16 protein-coding genes and 1 tRNA gene are annotated in these 17498 nt (G+C 67.7%); 3 read left to right on the top strand and 14 right to left on the bottom strand.

Annotated elements, in window-relative coordinates; all coding sequences use genetic code 11:
- Positions 1-18: 18 nt before the first annotated feature.
- Genes MKAN_RS12635 through MKAN_RS12620 form a run of 4 tightly spaced genes read right to left on the bottom strand, consistent with a single transcriptional unit; the run spans position 19 to position 4228 of the window.
- Positions 19-1092 carry an AAA family ATPase gene (locus MKAN_RS12635; RefSeq protein ID WP_371877845.1) on the bottom strand — a complete coding sequence of 358 codons (1074 nt, stop codon included), beginning with the start codon at positions 1090-1092 and terminating at the stop codon, positions 19-21.
- Positions 996-2120, bottom strand: a complete 1125-nt coding sequence (locus MKAN_RS12630) for a DUF4350 domain-containing protein (RefSeq protein WP_036394424.1) — start codon at positions 2118-2120, stop codon at positions 996-998. Before MKAN_RS12630 ends, MKAN_RS12635 begins: the two co-directional genes overlap by 97 nt.
- Positions 2120-2770, bottom strand: a complete 651-nt coding sequence (locus MKAN_RS12625) for a DUF4129 domain-containing protein (protein ID WP_023368686.1) — start codon at positions 2768-2770, stop codon at positions 2120-2122. The genes MKAN_RS12630 and MKAN_RS12625 overlap by 1 nt, the downstream gene beginning before the upstream one ends.
- A 24-nt stretch (positions 2771-2794) precedes the next feature.
- Complete coding sequence (locus MKAN_RS12620) at positions 2795-4228, bottom strand: DUF3824 domain-containing protein (RefSeq protein ID WP_023368685.1); 1434 nt, start codon at positions 4226-4228, stop codon at positions 2795-2797.
- Between MKAN_RS12620 and MKAN_RS12615 the strand changes: the two genes are divergently transcribed.
- Positions 4227-4691, top strand: coding sequence for a GatB/YqeY domain-containing protein (locus MKAN_RS12615; RefSeq protein WP_023368684.1), 465 nt, complete (start codon positions 4227-4229; stop codon positions 4689-4691). The genes MKAN_RS12620 and MKAN_RS12615 overlap by 2 nt on opposite strands.
- A gap of 60 nt (positions 4692-4751) precedes the next feature.
- Here the strand turns inward: MKAN_RS12615 and nrfD are convergent, their stop codons facing one another.
- The 6 genes from nrfD to MKAN_RS12580 form a co-directional block, all read right to left on the bottom strand.
- Positions 4752-5708: an NrfD/PsrC family molybdoenzyme membrane anchor subunit gene (gene nrfD / locus MKAN_RS12610; RefSeq protein ID WP_023368683.1), complete on the bottom strand. Its 957-nt coding sequence runs from the start codon at positions 5706-5708 to the stop codon at positions 4752-4754.
- Positions 5705-6586 carry a 4Fe-4S dicluster domain-containing protein gene (locus MKAN_RS12605; RefSeq protein WP_023368682.1) on the bottom strand — a complete coding sequence of 294 codons (882 nt, stop codon included), beginning with the start codon at positions 6584-6586 and terminating at the stop codon, positions 5705-5707. The genes nrfD and MKAN_RS12605 overlap by 4 nt, the downstream gene beginning before the upstream one ends.
- Positions 6583-9840 carry a formate dehydrogenase gene (fdh, locus tag MKAN_RS12600; protein ID WP_103799528.1) on the bottom strand — a complete coding sequence of 1086 codons (3258 nt, stop codon included), beginning with the start codon at positions 9838-9840 and terminating at the stop codon, positions 6583-6585. Before fdh ends, MKAN_RS12605 begins: the two co-directional genes overlap by 4 nt.
- A gap of 68 nt (positions 9841-9908) precedes the next feature.
- On the bottom strand, positions 9909-11588 hold the full coding sequence (locus tag MKAN_RS12590) for a selenocysteine-specific translation elongation factor (RefSeq protein WP_023368679.1): 1680 nt from the start codon (positions 11586-11588) through the stop codon (positions 9909-9911).
- Entirely contained in the window at positions 11576-12865 is a 1290-nt protein-coding gene (gene selA / locus MKAN_RS12585; RefSeq protein ID WP_023368678.1) for an L-seryl-tRNA(Sec) selenium transferase, read from the bottom strand. Before selA ends, MKAN_RS12590 begins: the two co-directional genes overlap by 13 nt.
- Before the next feature lie 17 nt (positions 12866-12882).
- Positions 12883-12977: transfer RNA gene (locus MKAN_RS12580), tRNA-Sec, on the bottom strand.
- A gap of 28 nt (positions 12978-13005) precedes the next feature.
- Between MKAN_RS12580 and selD the strand changes: the two genes are divergently transcribed.
- Complete coding sequence (gene selD, locus MKAN_RS12575) at positions 13006-14007, top strand: selenide, water dikinase SelD (RefSeq protein WP_036394527.1); 1002 nt, start codon at positions 13006-13008, stop codon at positions 14005-14007.
- Between the two features lie 80 nt (positions 14008-14087).
- On the opposite strand, the gene MKAN_RS12570 is transcribed toward selD, so the two are convergent.
- Positions 14088-14360, bottom strand: a complete 273-nt coding sequence (locus MKAN_RS12570) for a WhiB family transcriptional regulator (RefSeq protein ID WP_036394428.1) — start codon at positions 14358-14360, stop codon at positions 14088-14090.
- Positions 14361-14456: 96 nt separating this feature from the next.
- Here MKAN_RS12570 and MKAN_RS12565 point away from each other — a divergent pair, with 96 nt between their 5' ends.
- Positions 14457-14651 carry a hypothetical protein gene (locus MKAN_RS12565; RefSeq protein WP_122503183.1) on the top strand — a complete coding sequence of 65 codons (195 nt, stop codon included), beginning with the start codon at positions 14457-14459 and terminating at the stop codon, positions 14649-14651.
- Positions 14652-14802: 151 nt separating this feature from the next.
- Here MKAN_RS12565 and MKAN_RS12560 read toward each other — a convergent pair whose 3' ends face one another.
- From MKAN_RS12560 to MKAN_RS12550, 3 genes are all read right to left on the bottom strand, one after another.
- Positions 14803-15657: a metal-dependent hydrolase gene (locus MKAN_RS12560; protein ID WP_042312272.1), complete on the bottom strand. Its 855-nt coding sequence runs from the start codon at positions 15655-15657 to the stop codon at positions 14803-14805.
- 247 nt (positions 15658-15904) lie between these two features.
- Positions 15905-16564, bottom strand: a complete 660-nt coding sequence (locus MKAN_RS12555) for a hypothetical protein (RefSeq protein WP_129111823.1) — start codon at positions 16562-16564, stop codon at positions 15905-15907.
- A gap of 474 nt (positions 16565-17038) precedes the next feature.
- Positions 17039-17338, bottom strand: coding sequence for a GlsB/YeaQ/YmgE family stress response membrane protein (locus tag MKAN_RS12550; RefSeq protein ID WP_023368672.1), 300 nt, complete (start codon positions 17336-17338; stop codon positions 17039-17041).
- Between the last annotated feature and the right edge of the window lie 160 nt (positions 17339-17498).

Here is a 17498-nt window from a genome sequence, read left to right as displayed (position 1 = left end):
CGTCACCGGCGCGGATCACTAGCGGGGCACCGGGACCGACGCCAGCATCCCGTCCAGCACGCCGTCGGGCGTGGCCCCTTCGAGCTCGGCTTCCGGACGCAACATGATCCGGTGCCGCAGCGTGGGGCGCGCCATGGCCTTCACGTCGTCGGGAGTGACGTAGTTGCGTCCGGACAACCACGCCCACGACCGGGCGGTGCCCAGCAGCGCGGTCGCCCCGCGGGGTGACACCCCGAGCTGCAGCGCGGGGGAGGAGCGGGTGGCTCCGACGATGTCGACGATGTAGCCCAGGACCTCGTCGGCGATCAGCACCTGACGAACCGCCTCGCGCCCGGCGGCCAGCTCGGCAGACCCGGCCACCGGCCTGATCGCCGACAGATCGCGCGGGTCGAAGCCGTGTGCGTGCCGGCCCAGGATGGCGATCTCGGAGTCGCGGGCCGGCAGCGTGACGTTGAGTTTCATCAGGAAACGGTCGAGTTGGGCCTCGGGCAGTTGATATGTGCCCTCGTATTCGATCGGGTTCTGCGTGGCCGCCACGATGAACGGGTCCGGCAGCAGTTTCGCCTGGCCTTCGACGCTGACCTGACGCTCCTCCATGGCCTCGAGCAGCGCGGCCTGCGTTTTGGGCGGCGTGCGGTTGATCTCGTCGGCGAGCAGCAGATTGGTGAACACCGGGCCCGGCCGGAAGGTGAATTCGGCGCTGTGCGAGTCGTAGACCAGTGAACCGGTGACGTCGCCGGGCATCAGGTCGGGGGTGAACTGCACCCGCTTGAACTCCAGCCGCAGCGCGGCGGCCATGGCCCGAACCATCAGCGTCTTCGCCACTCCCGGAACGCCTTCCAGTAGCACGTGGCCGCGGCACAGTAGCGCGATCACCAGGCCGCTGATCACACCGTCCTGTCCGACGACGGCCTTGCCGATCTCGGCACGTAACCCCAGCAATGCTTCGCGTGCCGAGTCCGCGGGCGCGGATTGGGTGGTGGGAGCGGGTTGTGTCACGAGTGGGTGACCTGCCTTTCGATGTCGTCGAGCGCGCGGGCGAGGTGTAGTAGGTCCTGGTCGGTGGCCGGTGGTGGGCCGTACAGGTGATATCGAATGAACTCCGGGTCGGCCCCGCTGCGCCGGGCCACGGTCAGCACCACCGCCGGCGGGTCGGTGCCCGGGCTGATACCGAGCCGCGGCAGCAGCCGCTGCAGCGTGGCGGTGCGCAGCGCGTCGGCGGCGCGATCGCGGGCCCGCCGGGACCGGTACAGCCGGCCACGGCCCTCGACCGTCTCCGATGCGCGGACCACCACGGGTAGCTCTTCGGCCACCAGCGGGCCCAGCCGGCGGCCCTTCCAGAGCGCCGCCAACAGGACCACCAGCCACAGCTGCCAGACGACCCACATCACGTTTGCCGGGATCAGGTCGGAGAGCGAACCGGGCTCCGACGTCTGTCCCTCGACGCGGTGCGGCGCATACCAGACCAGCCGCGGCCGGTCGCCCGCGAGGTTCATCGCCAGCGCGGCGTTGCCCTCTTCGAGCAGGCCACCGTTGGTCATGAAGTCGCTACTACCCACCACCGTGACGGTTCGCCCGGCATCGCGATAGCGGACCAATGCGCCGCCGTAACAGCTGACCACCTCCAGGTCGTCCCTGGGCTGGTAGGCATCGCTGGGTCCGAAATGCACCTTCCCGGCCCGATTAGCTTCTCGCAGCGAGCATTTCGGTTGGGACGCGAATTGCTCGGCGGCCGTGATACGCAGCTTCGGGGTAAGCGCTCGGCGGGCTCGCGCGGTGGGTTCGACCACCAGCAGGTCACCGGGGGCTTGTGCCAGCCGTTCCAGAAGTGCGCTGTCGGTCAGGTAGTGAGTCTGCGCCACCAGCAGCAGCGAGTCGGCGCGGGCCGAGCGTTCGACGTCGGCGACGGTATTGGCGACGACGACCTCGACGCCGCCTTCGCGCAGCAACGTCACCAGCGCATGGGCGCCCGAGGAGTTGGTGGCCGCGGGATCCATCATGCCGCCGGGCCGCGGCGCGGTCAGGTAGGTGCCGACGGCGGCGACGAGGACGATGGCCGTCAGCGCGAGCACCATGCCACGCCACGGCCGCCGTCGCCGGGTGATACCCGGTGCCGGCATCACCGGACCTGCGCCCAGGAATCGGGTGCGGCGGGGCGTTCCACCGCCGACGAGGCATGAGCGCGTGATCGCAGGTGGTCGTCGAGGTCGGCGATCAGCTGGTAGGAATCTTGAGTTCCGGGCCGCTCGCCGTAGGTGACGTCGTTGAAAGCCGTTGCGGCCCGGACCAATTCGCCTGCCAGGTGAGGCAGGGCCGCGCCCGCGTCGGTGGCCAGCTCGTTGGCGGTGCGTCCGGGGGCCGGGTTCAGCACGCCGGTCTCTTCCAGCTCGCGCGCGACCGCGCGCAGCCGATGCCGGATGGCCGCGGCCCAATTACCTTGGGCCGCAAACGCTTCAGCCGTGGCTCTATGCTGGGCCGCGGTGAGTTGGCCGGCGTCGAACAGCTGGTAATCACCGCCGCGGTTGGTGCGCATGGTGCGTCGGGCGATGTGGACGGCGACGATCACAGCGATCACCGCCAGGATGAACAGCACCGTCAGGGTGAACCAGCCACCGGATACCGAAGCGCCCTTCTCCAACAGCCGGTACAACTGCTCGTTGAGCCAGTCGCTGAAAGCCGTCGACAGCGATGGCTTGGGATAGATCGGTTTGTCGAGCTCATGCTGCGCTGCCTGGTGGGCGGCATCGCGGTCGATGTCGATGGAAGGCATCGTCAGTCAGTCCTCACCGGTCGATTAGTAAGGCCGCGTGAGCCACAGGTTGTCGGTGGACTCCACTGCGGCGGGCCCACCGGCGGCACCGGTCTGCAGGACCAGGTCGAAGGCTTCGGCGCGCATGCGGCGATCGGTGTACAGCAGCACGACAACTCCGGCGGTGAACGGTGCGGTGATGATCTGGCTGATCGCTGAGCCGACGGCCGACAGCGTCGTGCCGACGAGCAGCATACCGATGGAGCCTTCCGACGCGGTGACGCCCAACAAGATCTGGCTCGCGATGCTGAAGGGGGCCGCGACCGCACCGCCGACCAGTCCCACGACCAGAGCCGTCAGCAACCGGATACCCAGGACCCGCCAGAACCCGCCGCGGACCAGCCGGAACGATCTGATGACCGCGTCGACCAGCGGCAGTCGCTCCAACACGATCAGCACCGGCGCGAACACCAACATGGTGTACAGGTAGGCCAGCAGCAACCCGACCAGCAGCAGCAACGGGATGCCGACCAGGACCGCCGCAGCACCGTTGACCGCGGCCGCAACCCCGACCAGGATGACCACCACCAGTCCCCCGAGCGCCACCATCCCGGCGGCTTCCAGCAAGGCCAGCCCGATCAGTGCCAGCACGCGCCCGCGGACCCGGGCCCACGCTTCACCGATGGTGATGGGAGATCCGAAGACCGCGCGCCCCACCACGACGGTGAGGATTCCGCTCAGCAGCATGCCGCCCAGCCAGGTGACCAGACCGCTGGCCGCCACCGAACCCATCCAGGCGCCGAAGACGCCCAGGCTCAGCTCGGTCGACGGCTGGTTTTCCAGCTGGTTGAGGGCCGTCAACGGTCCGACCGTGGCGATCAACGTGATGACCTGCATGATCACCACGACGATCGCGGTCAGTCCCAGCGTCGCCTTCGGGTTGGTGCGGATGTAGCCGGCCGCGCCGTTGTAAATGTCGCTCAAGGTCAACGGCCGCAGCGGGATGATCCCGGGTTTGACCGCTCCGGGAACCAGCGGCGGGCCATATCCCGGTGGCGGGGGACCATATCCGGGCGAAGCGCCGTAGCCCGGTGGCGGGGGACCATATCCGGGCGGAGCGCCGTAGCCCGGTGGCGGGGGACCGTAACCCGGTGGCATGCCGTAACCAGGTGGCACACCGTAACCGGGCGGCGGGCCGTATCCGGGCGGTGGGGCGCCGAAGCCCGGCGTCTGCGATGGTGGCGGCGGATAGCCGGCGCCCAATGGTGGGTACCCGGCCGGTATGTACCCGGGGGTCTCGGCCGGCGGGTCAACCGGATAACTCGGCGGCAGCGTACTCACCGGATGCGGCGGCTGTCGTCGTTGGTCATGGGCTCCATCCTGTCGGCGGTCGGCGCATTTCTCAATGCAGGCATGACTTCCGGTCTTGGTGTCGGGTTCGGCAGCCTCCGAAAACAACGCGCGTAGCGTCTCTGCCATGGCGGAACTCAAATCGCGGCTTCGGGCCGACCTGACCGAAGCGATGAAAACGCAGGATAAGTTGCGAACCGCGACCTTACGCATGGTGCTGGCCGCAATCCAGACCGAGGAAGTATCGGGCAAGCAAGCCAAAGAGCTCTCCGACGACGAGGTGCTCAAGGTGCTGGCCAGAGAATCCCGTAAACGTGGCGAGGCGGCCGAGATCTACACCCAGAACGGGCGTGGTGAGCTGGCCGCCAACGAGCATGCGGAAGCCCGGATCATCGACGAGTATCTGCCCACGCCGCTCACCGAGGCAGAATTGGCCGACGTCGCCGACACCGCCATCGCCCAGGTGGCCGAACAGCTAGGGCATCGGCCCGGCATGAAGCAGATGGGCATGGTCATGAAGTTCGCCACCGAGATCGCCGAGGGCAAAGCCGACGGGGCCCGCCTGTCGGCGGCGGTCAAAGAGCGGCTGTAGCGGCTTTCACCGAGATTCATCTCAGCGCGACGTCCACTCGCGCAAAGTCAGCAGCGCTGATCAGTTGCCGGAATCAAGCCTTTCGCGTTGCGGCACCACCACGTATTTCGGATCTCGGGTGGATTCCACGCCGGCCTCGAACACCCCGAACCGCTGCAGCGCACTGCCGGTGAGCAGTGCCAGCCCGCACAGCTTCGCGGCGTACCGGCTCCGGCCTGCCGCCACCGTGCCCAGCGCCCCGCCGACCGTCAGGTACTCCGCCCACCTGCGCAGCCGGTGCGGCTTTCCCGTCGTGTACGCCTCGGCGGCCAGACCCAGCCGGTGCTCCAACAGCCGCGACGCCGCGATCTCCAGCCCGGCCCCCACGACCGCGAGTCGCCGCGCCGGACCGGCCTCGGCCACGGGCGCCAGCACCATGCCCCAGCCGCCGCCGCTGGCTGCGGCCGAGCCCGTGAAGACGAACGGCAGATAGGGGTGCGCCTCGTGCCAGGCGGGGACGGCGGTCTGCGACAGCAACACCGCGGTGTAGGAGGCGACCCCGGGTGCGACGGCCGCCGCCGAGAGTCCGGCCGGTCGTGCCAACCAGCGCACGAGCGCTCCGACCCAGGTGCGCCGCAGCGCCGGCGGCATGAGCTCGGCGGCCCCGGCCAGCCCGGCGCCCGGCCCGTAGGCGGTCAGAATCCAGGTGCCGACACTCATCGGCGAAGTCGGCTTGGCCACCCGCAACATGTGGTGGAACCGCTCGGGGCGGCCGAGGTCGGCGACGAGGAAGTACATGCTGGCCAGGAGGCTGGCCAGAGCCCCGACTCGGCTCACCCGGCACAGCGCCGGGCGCCCGGTCAGATCGGCGCCGGCGGCCAGGAGCGCCGAACCCGCCGACAGGCCACCGGAGAACAGGTACGCCGCGATCTTCCACTCCCACACCGGTGGTTTGAGCACCGGACGCCCGTAATACGAGCGGAACTCCGCTCGGGGCACGGCGAGCTGTTCCCGCCCGCCGGCCGCCCCCCTGGTCATAGCCGGCTCCCGACGAACGCCGACACCGCGGCGGCGACCAGCGCCGACGCGGCCATCCCGGCGTAGCGCCACATGGCCGGCAGGTCCCGGGTGGGCACCACCGGATCCGGCGGCAATCCGTAGACCTCGGGCTGGTCCAAGAGCAGGAAGAACGCGCCGTCGCCGCCCACGCCGTCGTCAGGATCGTGACCGTACAACCGCGCCCCGGTTACGCCGCGCTCATGCAGTTGCTCGACCCGGCGGGCGGCGCGCTCACGCAGTTCGTCGAGCGGCCCGAACTGGATGGAGTCGGTGGGGCAGGCCTTGGCGCACGCCGGTTCCAGCCCATCGTGCAGCCGGTCGTAGCACAGCGTGCACTTCCACGCCCGCCCGTCGCCCTCGCGGCGGTCGATCACCCCGTATGGGCAGCCGGACACGCAATACCCGCAGCCGTTGCAAATGTCTTGCTGCACAACCACGGTGCCAAACTCGGTGCGGAACAACGCACCCGTCGGGCACACGTCCAGACACCCGGCATGCGTGCAGTGCTTACACACGTCGGAGCTCATCAGCCAGCGAAAGTCGCTGCGCGACTCCGGATCCGACACGGCCCCGGGGCGCTCGAACTTCGGGATGCCGAGATCGGTAGGCGGTTGCTCGATGAACGCGACGTGCCGCCAGGTGTTGGCGCTGAGCATGCCGGTGTTGTCGAACGACATTCCCAGCAGGTCGAAGCCGTCGTCGGGCACCCGGTTCCACTCCTTGCAGGCCACCTCGCAGGCCTTACAGCCGATGCACACCGAGGTGTCGGTGAAGAACCCGACTCGTGCTGGGTGCTCCTCATGCCCGGCATCGCCGGCCGGATCACTCAGCGGACCATAGAAACTGTTGCGGTTCAAGGTGTTTCCTCGCTATGGGTGTCCAGTCGGGTGCCGGTCGCCGGGGTGACGCCGGCCCGGCGGCGGTATTCGGCGATGTAGGCCAGCAGCTCCGGTCCGCGGGGCCGTCGTCCCGGTTGGACGTCACAGGTGCAGACCTTGCTCTCCTGGATGAAGACATTGGGGTCCAACACCACCCCGAACAGGTCGTTGACCACGTCGCCGTCGACCAGCCCGCTGTAACCCCAGTGGTAGGGCATCCAAATCTGTTGCACCACATGGTCTTCGATACGAAGTGGCTTCATCCGCTCGGTCACCAGCACCCTCGCATCCACCGCGGTGCGGCTGGTGACCACATGGGCCCAGTCCATATGCGTGAGCCCTCGGATGCGCGCCAATTCCGGTGACACCTCGACGAATAACGCGGGCTGCAGCTCCGACAGGTAGGGCAGCTGACGGCTCATCCCGCCCGCCGTGTGGTGCTCGGTCAGCCGTGCGGCGGTGAAGACGAACGGGAACACCTCACCGTGGGCCTCCGGCGGCGCCGGGTTCGACGGATTGTCGTTGCGGCCGTAGACGATTCGAGTTGGGTTGCCCTGCTGCTTGTACAGCGCATTGCGCACCGGGGACTCGTGCGGTTCGTAATGGGTAGGCAGCGGACCGTCGGCCAGGCCGCTGGGCGCGAACAGCCAGGCCTTGCCGTCGGCCTGCATGACGAACGCGTCGTCGCCGCGCAACGCCTCGACACCCACCGCGCCTTCGGGCGGGCGGTAGTCCGGCGGCTTGGTCTTCTCGAAATCGGGCACATCGAGACCCGTCCACTCGCCCTTGGCGCCCTTGGTTTCGTCCCACCAGATGAGCTTCTTGCGCTCGCTCCACGGCCGCCCCCGGGGGTCGGCCGACGCCCGGTTGTAGAGCACCCGGCGGTTCAGGGGCCAGGTCCAGCCCCACTGCGAGGTGTCCCGCCGGGCCGCCTGGTTGACCTCGTCGGCGTACACACCGCTGTAAATCCAGCAGCCGCAGGCGGTACTGCCGTCGGCCTTCAACTCGGTATAGCCATTGAGGGCCCGGCCTGCCCGGCCGGTCGTCAGGTCGATGCCGTTGATGCGGCGCAACACGTCCTCACCCGAAGGCTCGTCACCCTCCATCGCGTAGTCCCAGAACAGGTCCAGCAGCGGCCGGTCGCGCTCGTCGGTCGAGCCGCCCAGCTTGTCCCGCAGCCGCCGGCCCAGGTGGTAGAAGAACCACAGCTCCGAGCGGGCGTCACCGGGCGGGTCGACGGCCTTCTCCCGCCACTGCAGCATCCGTTGGGTCTGGGTGAACGTGCCGGCCTTCTCCACATGTGAGGCCGCCGGGAAGAAGAACACCTCCGTCCGGCAAGTCTGCGGGGTGATCTCACCGGTCTCGACCTCGGGGGCGTCCTTCCAGAAGGTGGCGCTTTCGATCATCACCAGGTCGCGTACCACCAGCCAGTCCAGGTTGGCCATGCCGAGCCGCTGCAGCCGTCCGTGGGCCGACCCGACAGCCGGGTTCTGGCCCAGCAGGAAGTAGCCGAACACCGTCCCGTCGACCATGTCCATGACGGTGCGGTAGGTGCCGTGGTCGCCGTTGATCCGCGGCAGATAGTCGAAGCAGTAGTCGTTGTCGGCGGTGGCGTGCTCGCCCCAGTACTCCTTGAGCAGCGACACCATATAGGCGTCGGCGTTGTGCCAGAAGCCCTTCTGATTCTGGCTCTTGATCCGGTCGAGGTAGTCGGCCAGGGTGGCCTGGCCGGCGTGCGGCATGGCCAGGTAACCGGGCAGCAGGTTGAACAGTGTCGGCACATCCGTGGAGCCCTGGATACTGGCATGCCCGCGGAGCGCGAACACCCCGCCGCCGGGCCGGCCGATGTTGCCCAGCAGCAGCTGGATGATCGAGCCGGCGCGGATGAACTGCGCGCCCATGGTGTGCTGGGTCCAGCCCACGCTGTACACCAGCGCCGTGGTGCGCTCCCGGCCGGAATTTTCCGTCCATGCCCGCGCGACCTGTAGGAAGGTGTCGGCCGGCACGCCGCAGACCCGCTCCACCATCTCCGGGGTGTAGCGGGCGTAGTGCCGCTTGAGGATCTGGTAGACGCAGCGCGGATGCTGCAGCGTCGGGTCGGCCGGGATCGGACCGGCACCACCCTCCACCGCCGGCCCGCCGGAGCCGAGCTGATCGGGCGCGGCGCGCTGTTTGTCGTCGGCCCCGCCGCGACCGCCGTGATGTGTCGACTCGTAATGCCAGGTCGCCGGGTCGTACGAGGCGGTGTCGGGATCGTAGCCGCTGAACAGACCGTCGAGATCCTCGGTGTCCCGGTAGTTTTCGTCGACCAGGAACGAGGCGTTGGTGTAGGCCGTGACGTATTCGCGGAAGTCCAGCCCGTTGGACAGGATGTAGTTGATCACCCCGCCGAGGAACGCGATGTCACTGCCGGCGCGCAACGCCACATGGCGGTCGGCCAGGGCGCTGGTGCGGGTGAACCGCGGGTCGATGTGGATGACCTCGGTGCCGCGGGCCTTGGCTTCGATCACCCACTGGAACCCGACCGGATGGGCCTCGGCCATGTTCGAGCCCATGATGACGATGAAGTCGGAGTTGACCAGGTCCTGCTGGTAGTCCGTCGCTCCGCCGCGACCGAAGGAGGCTCCCAGACCGGGAACCGTGGCGCTGTGTCAAATACGGGCCTGATTCTCGATCTGCAGCGCGCCCAGGGCCGTGAAGAGCTTCTTGATCAGGTAGTTCTCTTCATTGTCCAGGGTGGCGCCGCCGAGGCTGGCGATGCCCATGGTGCGGCGCAGCGTGTTGCGGTCGGCGTCGAAGTCCTGCCAGCCCTTGCGACGGGCGTCGAGCACCCGGTCGGCGACCATGTCCATCGCGGTGTCCAGGTCGAGTTCCTGCCACTCGGTGGCGTAGGGGGCGCGGTAGCGCACGACGGTTTCGCGCTGCGGCCCGGTGACCAGCTGGGTGCTGGCAGATCCCTTGGGGCACAAGCGTCCTCGGGAAATGGGGCTATCCGGATTGCCCTCGATCTGGATGACCTTCTCGTCTTTGACGTACACCTTCTGGGCGCAGCCCACCGCGCAGAACGGACACACCGAGTGCGCGATGTGGTCGGCCTCGGCGGTGCGTGGCGTCAGCGCGACCGAGCGAGCCGACTGTGCGGCCTTGCCGCGGCCCAGCGGGTCGGACCCGGTGAGCTGGCGGTAGACCGGCCACGACTGGATCAACTTCGCGAGCTTGCTTTCCGGGTCCATTGTTTGATCAAACCCCGTGACATAGGTGAGCAGCAACCGGACCCGCGGACTTGGCGCGCCCGGTGTGCTCACAGCACCGTCCTGGTGCCGTCCGCATCGCGGCGGGTAATCCTCAGCGCGTCAAGCTGTTCGAGCAACGGGACCGCCACCCGGCGCGTGGTGCCCAGGGCGCGCCGGGCGTCGCTCACGGTGAACGGCTGCGGCAGTGCCGCCAGGATGGCGGCCGCCCGCGCGAACGCGTCGGGTCCGAGCACGACGCCGTCGCCAACCCGGGTAAGCCGGCCGGCGCGCACCGCCGCGGCGAGTTCCCTTGCGCCTAGCCGTAACTCGGCTAATTCGTCGGCCTCCGGCGCCCGGAACGGCTCGGCGGCCAGCCATTCCTCCACCGTGCGCACCGCCTTATCGACGCGCGGGGGCAGGCCCGCACCGGGCGACCGGACCAGGCCGTCGGCCACTTCCAGGCCGGTGCCGTCGAGCAGCTCGGACACCAGTTCGGCGGTCGGCAGCCCCACCCGCTGTCGCAGCGCCTCCAGCGGCATGCCCGCCGCAATGTCGTGCTCGGCCGCCCAGCGCTGCACCGTCATGACCGCAAGCTCGCGTCGCCCGGCCCACCACTGCGGATCCACCACCCAATCCCCCACGCGGTGGCCGGTAGCCCGCAGCCCCATCGCGCGTAACTGCGCCGCGGGTGCGCAGTCAGGCGGACGCACCCGGCCGGTCGCCAGCTCCTCGCCCCGGGCCCGCGCCGCACCGCGGCGGCGCAACTCCGGCGGCCGCACATCGAGCACCTCGATCCCGGCCGCGATCCGGTGTTCCCCGGGATCGCGCAGCAACCCGACGTCGCCGACCCGCAGCGGCAACGGCCCGGCCAGCCGCAGCCGGGCCCCGGCCGTCCCCAGCGCGCGCACCTGCACCGGCACCGCCGCCGACCCGATGTGCAGCACCAGCTGGCGGTGCAGCGGGCCCGCCGACCACAGGGCCACGTCGATCTCCGCGGTATCCAGCCAGGCACCCGGCGTCCGAACGGTGTCGCCGCGGGCCAGCTGCCGGCGGTCCACCCCCCGCAGGTTCAGCGCCACCCGCGCCACCGCGGCCACCTCGTCGACGGCGCGGCCCAGCGACTGCAGGCCGCGGACGGTGACGCGCCGTCCGGCGTGCTCGAGTTCGTCGCCCACCCGGATGGTGCCGGCACTCAGCGTCCCGGTGACGACGGTGCCCGCGCCGCGCACGGTGAAGCAGCGGTCGACCCACAGCCGCACGTCGCCGTCGCGGTCCGGCTGCGGCAGCCGTTGCACCAGTGTCAGGAGGCCGCTGCGGACCTGATCGAGGTCGGTGCCGAGTACGACCGGCGCGCCAGCCAACCGCTGGCGCACCTGCGCGATGGCGGGAGCCGGGTCCGCCAGATCTGCCTTGCTGACGACGACCAGCACATGCCTAACCCGCAGCGCGTCCAACGCCGCAAGGTGCTCGTCGGACTGCGGCATCCAGCCCTCGGTGGCGGCGACCACGAACATGACGGCCGGAACCGGGCCCACGCCGGCCAGCATCGTGGGAACGAACCGTTCATGGCCCGGCACGTCGACGAACGCCAGCCGGCGTCCGTCGACGTCGGTCCAGGCGAAGCCCAGGTCGATGGTCAGGCCCCGGCGCTGCTCTTCGGCCAGGCGGTCCGGCCACATCCCGGTGAGCCGATGGACCAGCGTCGACTTGCCGTGGTCGACGTGTCCCGCGGTGGCTATGACGAACATGCCCGCACCGCCGCCAGCAGCAGGTCGTCCTCCTCCGGTGCCACCGTGCGCAGATCCAGCAGGCACCGGCCGCCCTCCACCCGGCCGACGATCGGCGGGCTGCCGGTACGCAGCTTTGCGGCGTAGGACTCGGGCAGGCTCAGCCCTGCGCTGGGCAGCCGCACACCCGGGGCCCCGCCGCCACCGACGGCCGCCACGCAGTCCACCGCTTCGGCTCCGGGCAGCTGCTCGGCGAGCCGTTCCGCGCGGGTGCGCAGCTGCGTTACGTCCGCGGCCAGCGCCTGGGCTACCGGGGGTGGCGGACCCGCCACGGTCGCTTCCAGCGCGGCTAGGGTGAGTTTGTCCACCCGCAGGGCTCTGGCGGCCGGGTGCCGGCGCAGCCGCTCGATCAGCTCGGCGTCACCGAACAGCAGGCCGGCCTGCGGGCCGCCGAGCAGTTTGTCGCCACTGGCGGTGACCAGGTTGGCGCCGTCGCGCAGGGTGGTTGTCGCGTCCGGTTCGTCGGGCAGCACCGGATGCGGTGCCAGCAGTCCGGAGCCGATGTCGACCACCAGCGGCGCGTCCAGCTGCGCCAGCTCCGCGACACTGACCGCCGAGGTGAACCCGGTGACGCAGAAGTTGGACGGATGCACCTTGAGCACAAACCCGGTGTCGGGCCCGATCGCCTCGGCGTAGTCGCGCAGGCTGGTGCGGTTGGTGGTGCCGACCTCGCGCAGCCGCGCGCCGGTGGACGCCAGCAGCTCGGGAATGCGGAATCCGTCGCCGATCTCGACCAGCTCGCCGCGGCTGAGCACGATTTCCCTGCCGCTCTGGCCCCCGGTGAGCGTGAGCGCCGTCAGCAGCAGCGCGGCGGCATTGTTGTTGACCACATGCACCCCGCCGGCGGTCGGCACCGCCCGAGCCAGCGCGCCCAGCGCACCCCGGCCGCGGCGCGCGCGACGACCGGTTGTCAGGTCGAATTCGACGTCGGTGGTGCCGCTGGCACTGACCATCGCATCCACCGCGGCCTGCGACAACGGTGCCCGGCCCAGGTTGGTGTGCACGACGACACCGGTGGCGTTGACGATCGCCCGCATGCTGGTTGCGCTGGCCGGGAGTGCGGCGACGGCGTCCTCGGCCACCCGCTCCGGATCGATCCGGCCGGCGCGGGCCCGCTGCTGAGCCTGCGCGATCACCGATTTCACCAGGGTTCGGCCCAGCACCTGTTGCGCCTCGGCGAGACGGGGATCGGCGAGCAGCGCGTCGGTGCGGGGAATGCGTCGTCTCGGATCACTCATGTCTGGACCCGGGGAGGTGGCGGAGGCGGACGGGAATCGAACCCGCCAGCGGCAGCATCTGTCGCTCGACGGTTTTGAAGACCGCGCCGGTCACCAGACCGGAGACGCCTCCCTGGGCCATGGCGACAATTATGGACGCCATGCCCTACCGATTGACTCAGTACGCGCACGGTGGCGGCTGCGCGTGCAAGATCCCGCCCGGCGAGCTGGAGGACGTGGTGGGCCGGTTGGGGGCAGCCGCGCCGCACGAGCCGGCCGGTGAGCTGCTGGTCGGGCTGGACAGCGGCGACGACGCCGCCGCGGTGGTGATCGAGGGCGGCACGGCCTTGATAGTGACGACCGACTTTTTCACCCCGGTGGTCGACGACCCCTACGACTGGGGCCGAATCGCCGCCGCCAACGCGCTGTCCGATGTGTACGCGATGGGCGGGCGGCCGGTGGTCGCCGTCAATCTGCTGGGGTGGCCGCGCGATGTGCTGCCCCTCGAGCTGGCCGCCGAGACGCTGCGCGGCGGGCTGGACGTGTGCTCGCTCGCGGGCTGCCATCTGGCAGGTGGACACAGCGTCGACGACCCCGAGCCCAAATACGGGCTCGCGGTCACCGGAATCGCCGACCCAAACAGGTTGCTGCGCAACGATTCCGGCAAGCCGGGCACCCCGCTGTCGCTGACCAAGCCGCTCGGGATCGGCGTCCTGAACAGCCGGCACAAAGCCACCGGCGAGCGGTTCGCGGACGCCGTGGCGGCGATGACCACGCTAAACGCCGAAGCGGCGGCGGCCGCGTTGGCGGCCGGCATCGAATGTGCCACGGACGTAACCGGTTTCGGGTTGCTGGGGCACTTGCACAAGCTGGCCAGGGCCAGCGGGGTGACCGCGGTGATCGACTCGGCCGCGGTGCCGTACCTGGACGGCGCGCGCGCAGCCCTGGCCGCCGGCTACGTCAGCGGCGGCACCCGGCGCAATCTCGCGTGGGTGGCCCCGCACGTCGACCTGTCGGCGGTGAGCCAGCAGGAGGCGCTCCTGCTGGCCGACGCGCAGACCTCGGGCGGACTGCTGATCGCGGGCGAGATTCCGGGCGCACCCGTTATCGGCGAGTTGGTGCCCCGCGAGGAGCACACGATTGTGGTGCGCGGGACGGCTTAGAACTCGTTGGGCAATCAGGTTGGGGCGTTCCTGCCGCCGCCGGCGAGCTGGCTCGGGCTCGACTGTTCGGCCAGTGGCTCCTATGACCGGCCGTCGGCTGCGCGCTTCTTTCGACGGCGACGATCGCGTTCGGACAATCCTCCCCAGATGCCGTAGCGCTCATCGTTGGCCAGCGCGTACTCCAAGCATCGACGTTTGACCTCGCAAACGTTGCAAATACGTTTGGCGTTGCGAGTACTGCCGCCCTTATCGGGGAAAAAGGTATCCGGGTCGGTCTGGGCGCACAGGGCATACAAATGCCATTGCTGACCACCCAATTCCTCATCGGACATGTCAGGCGTGGGGGCATTCATGCTCACTGATCCCTAACGTCGGTGGGACAATTCCACAAAAGCGGTGGATTTCGGTCCGGTGTAATCCACACGTGGTGGAATAACGAGTTATGTTGAATGCTAGGCGATTTGGTGTTGTTGGACTATTTCGGCGCCGTCGCATTCGGCGGCGATGACCACCCGCGGTTTGGCGCATATCTCCACGACATCGGCGGGTATTTGATCTCCTCTGGTGGTTTGCGCCGCAACGAGTCGGGGTTCACGATCCTGCCGCTGCGTTCTCGCTCCGAAGCGGCTGCACCCCGGCGCTGACATTCTCTGTGCTGACGGCATCGTCGGCGGCAGAGCTCAACGAACTAGTCTTGAGGCGAATTGGGGAAGTGCCGGGCGATTATTGCCCCAGCGGAGATGCGGGCACGCTACGACGTCGAGTATTGCAGGCCCGGGCACGACCGGCACGACGCTACTTGAGGTGGTCGAGAAGTAGGCCATTTGGGCCAAAGTATTCGTCTCGCCATTTCTGCAAGATTTCCGTGTGGTCGACATCGTCAGGGTGAAATCCAACCCGGCAATAGATTTTTACTTTTGGGACGATGCCCTCGAAGAAGGGAATCCGCGGTAGGGACACTATGCTGCGTAGGGTGTCGATCGGGTGCCGCCAGGCCCACGGATCGGTAGCGATTGAGACGAGGAAAAATATGAGGGGCACCCATAAGAGGGCGAGCATGCCAGCCATTGAGAGAATTCGCATCCGCTCGCTGCCGCCCACGTATCGGTAAACGTCGAATGCAACGGCCTTATGCTCCATCTCTTCAATTGCATGCCAGTTCAGCATTGCTCGCACCTCCGGGTCGCTTAGTCGTTCTTGCAGCCAAGGAGTAGTCAATGCCTTTTCGCCCAGCACCGCGGTAAGGTGCTCTACAGCTGCCGTATTTGCTAGCGCCAGTTTTGCGACCGTATTCGGAATGCGATACAGGTTGTCCTTCATCCGATTGACGAACCGGGTGCCCAGCGCATCGAGCAGCCTGGTTACCCAGTACCCCATCCGGACCAGCTCAACGTTCAGGTTGCGGTGCTGCATCCCGTGGTTCATTTCCTGTCCGATGAAGCCGGCAACTTGATTCTTCAATACCGGATCGGTGATCTGATTTCGGTAACGGCGAACTGCCAGAATAAAGGACTCCTCTCCCGATGGAAAACCACCGGACATGAGCGCAACAAGGTGGCTCATCGCAATGTCGCCGGCCACGAAATGTCGCTTGGATGGCGCTGCGTTGTGAAAGGAAAATGCGATGCGTCGAGTCCTTATCGCGCGCATCACAGCTGATTGCGGCCGGCTGTAGTCCTTCTTGGTCCTCACGATTAATCAACCTGTCTCTGCGACTTGGCGAATTATTGTCGCGCGTTCCCTGTGACGGGTCTCGAAAGGCGCGCGGCGGTAAGGTATCCGACTCGGACGCCGCGGCATCCGGACCACATGCTGGACGGCCCTTTTCGGTGGTGCCGATGCGAATCCCGAAATCGGAGACGACGCCAGTCGCGGTGCGTTTTTCGGGAAGACCCGCTTAGTTATCATCAGGGTCATTGGGATCATACGGAGGTAAATTAGCCCATCGTGGAAGCCCGTCTGGCCACATCATTCCAACCGGCGGCGGGGCATTATTATTATTATTATTATTGCCTAATTCGGCGCCAATATCGGCCGTAGCAATATCCACGTTATCTGTGGCGAGGTCACTGGCAATGATGTTTTCCGGAATTTCTTGAACGTCGACGCCCACTTGATTTGTCAAATCACCGCCCACAGCGCTGGTCGTATCGGAGTTTGAAATGACGATGGGATCACTGGCGGTGTCGCCGTTGTTTGCGCCGGTGCCTTCAGAACTGTCGATATTGCTGCTATTGCCAGAGTTGGTGTTGTCGCCCTGGGCGATCCCGGAGTTTCCCGCGGTGCAGGTGTCGAGTTTGAACCCGTGGTTGGCCGTTAGGGTGATGGCGAGTCTGCCGACGGTGACCGTAGGGCCGTTGGTGGTCGCGGTGCTGGCGTCAAGGACTCCGGTAACTCCGCCGGTTATTGCCAATGCTCCCAAAGCCAGGCCGGCGGCGCGTGTGCCACGCCGCGACTTGGTGAGACGGACGTGGCCCGGTGCCGAATCGGATCCCCTGGCGTGGGCCTTGTTCTGCGGTTGGGGCGCCCGGTCGTTGGAATATTCGAACACGCTCAAAGAAGGCTTCCTCTCGGTAATTCGCAGCGGATGGCAGCATCACTGAAATCGGGGTTGCGCGGATGTCCGCGACGTTCTTAGTTGGGCTCGCTGCCTAGCTCGTGGCCCGCGGGGAGCCACTAGAACGCGCACTGGGGCATCACCACACCCATGAGTACCGCTCGAACCGGCACCGCAACTCCATTCCAAGCCCGCTGCCTCCGTATGAGTTGTTAAACCGTTACCTCCCAGCGCAATACGCAACACATGCCAAATAAATCTGGTTGATCATAAGTGCGCGAGCAATGAGATCTCCATCCCCCGAACGTGCTACAGCTTGTCCCCCGATCAGGGGACATACGCGGGCTCGAGCGAAGTCGTTCCTGGCCGAGCCCCATTGGTGCCGGCTGGGGGCGTCATGAGGGAACGAAGTGGGAGATGCTTCGGCAGGTCACCGATGGCACAAAGCGACCAAGCCGAGGCCCCGCTGAGCTGCTACAGGCCGGCGCGCGGACCGGTACGAGCAGACGTGCCGCGCCGGCCGGTAAGCCCGAGGTAGGCGGCGATGAGCAAGACCGCCACGACGATACCGACCAGGAACGGGATGAACTCGAAGCCCCCGTTCTGATTCGAGTATCCGAACTTGTAGGAAATCCAGGTTCCCAGGAACGACCCGACGGCCCCCAATACCACGGTCATGATGACGCCGATGTTCTGCTTGCCCGGCATGACCAGGCGGGCGAGCGCGCCCACGATGAGACCGACCACGATGGCCCCGATGATTGTTCCGATCATTGTCCGCTCCTTTGCGGTTGAGGCGGGCCGTTGCCCGCTCCTGCGCTCGGTCTACCCGTTTTGGCGCCGCGGCAAGCCGCCGCGAGCGGAACGCCGGGGCGGGTTTTGGGGGCGATTTTTCGCCGCGGCGTTACGTGGGCTTGTAGCCGGGTACCCCACC

The organism is Mycobacterium kansasii ATCC 12478, assembly GCF_000157895.3.
GTDB lineage: Bacteria > Actinomycetota > Actinomycetes > Mycobacteriales > Mycobacteriaceae > Mycobacterium > Mycobacterium kansasii.
This window is presented reverse-complemented; position numbering and strand designations above follow the sequence as displayed.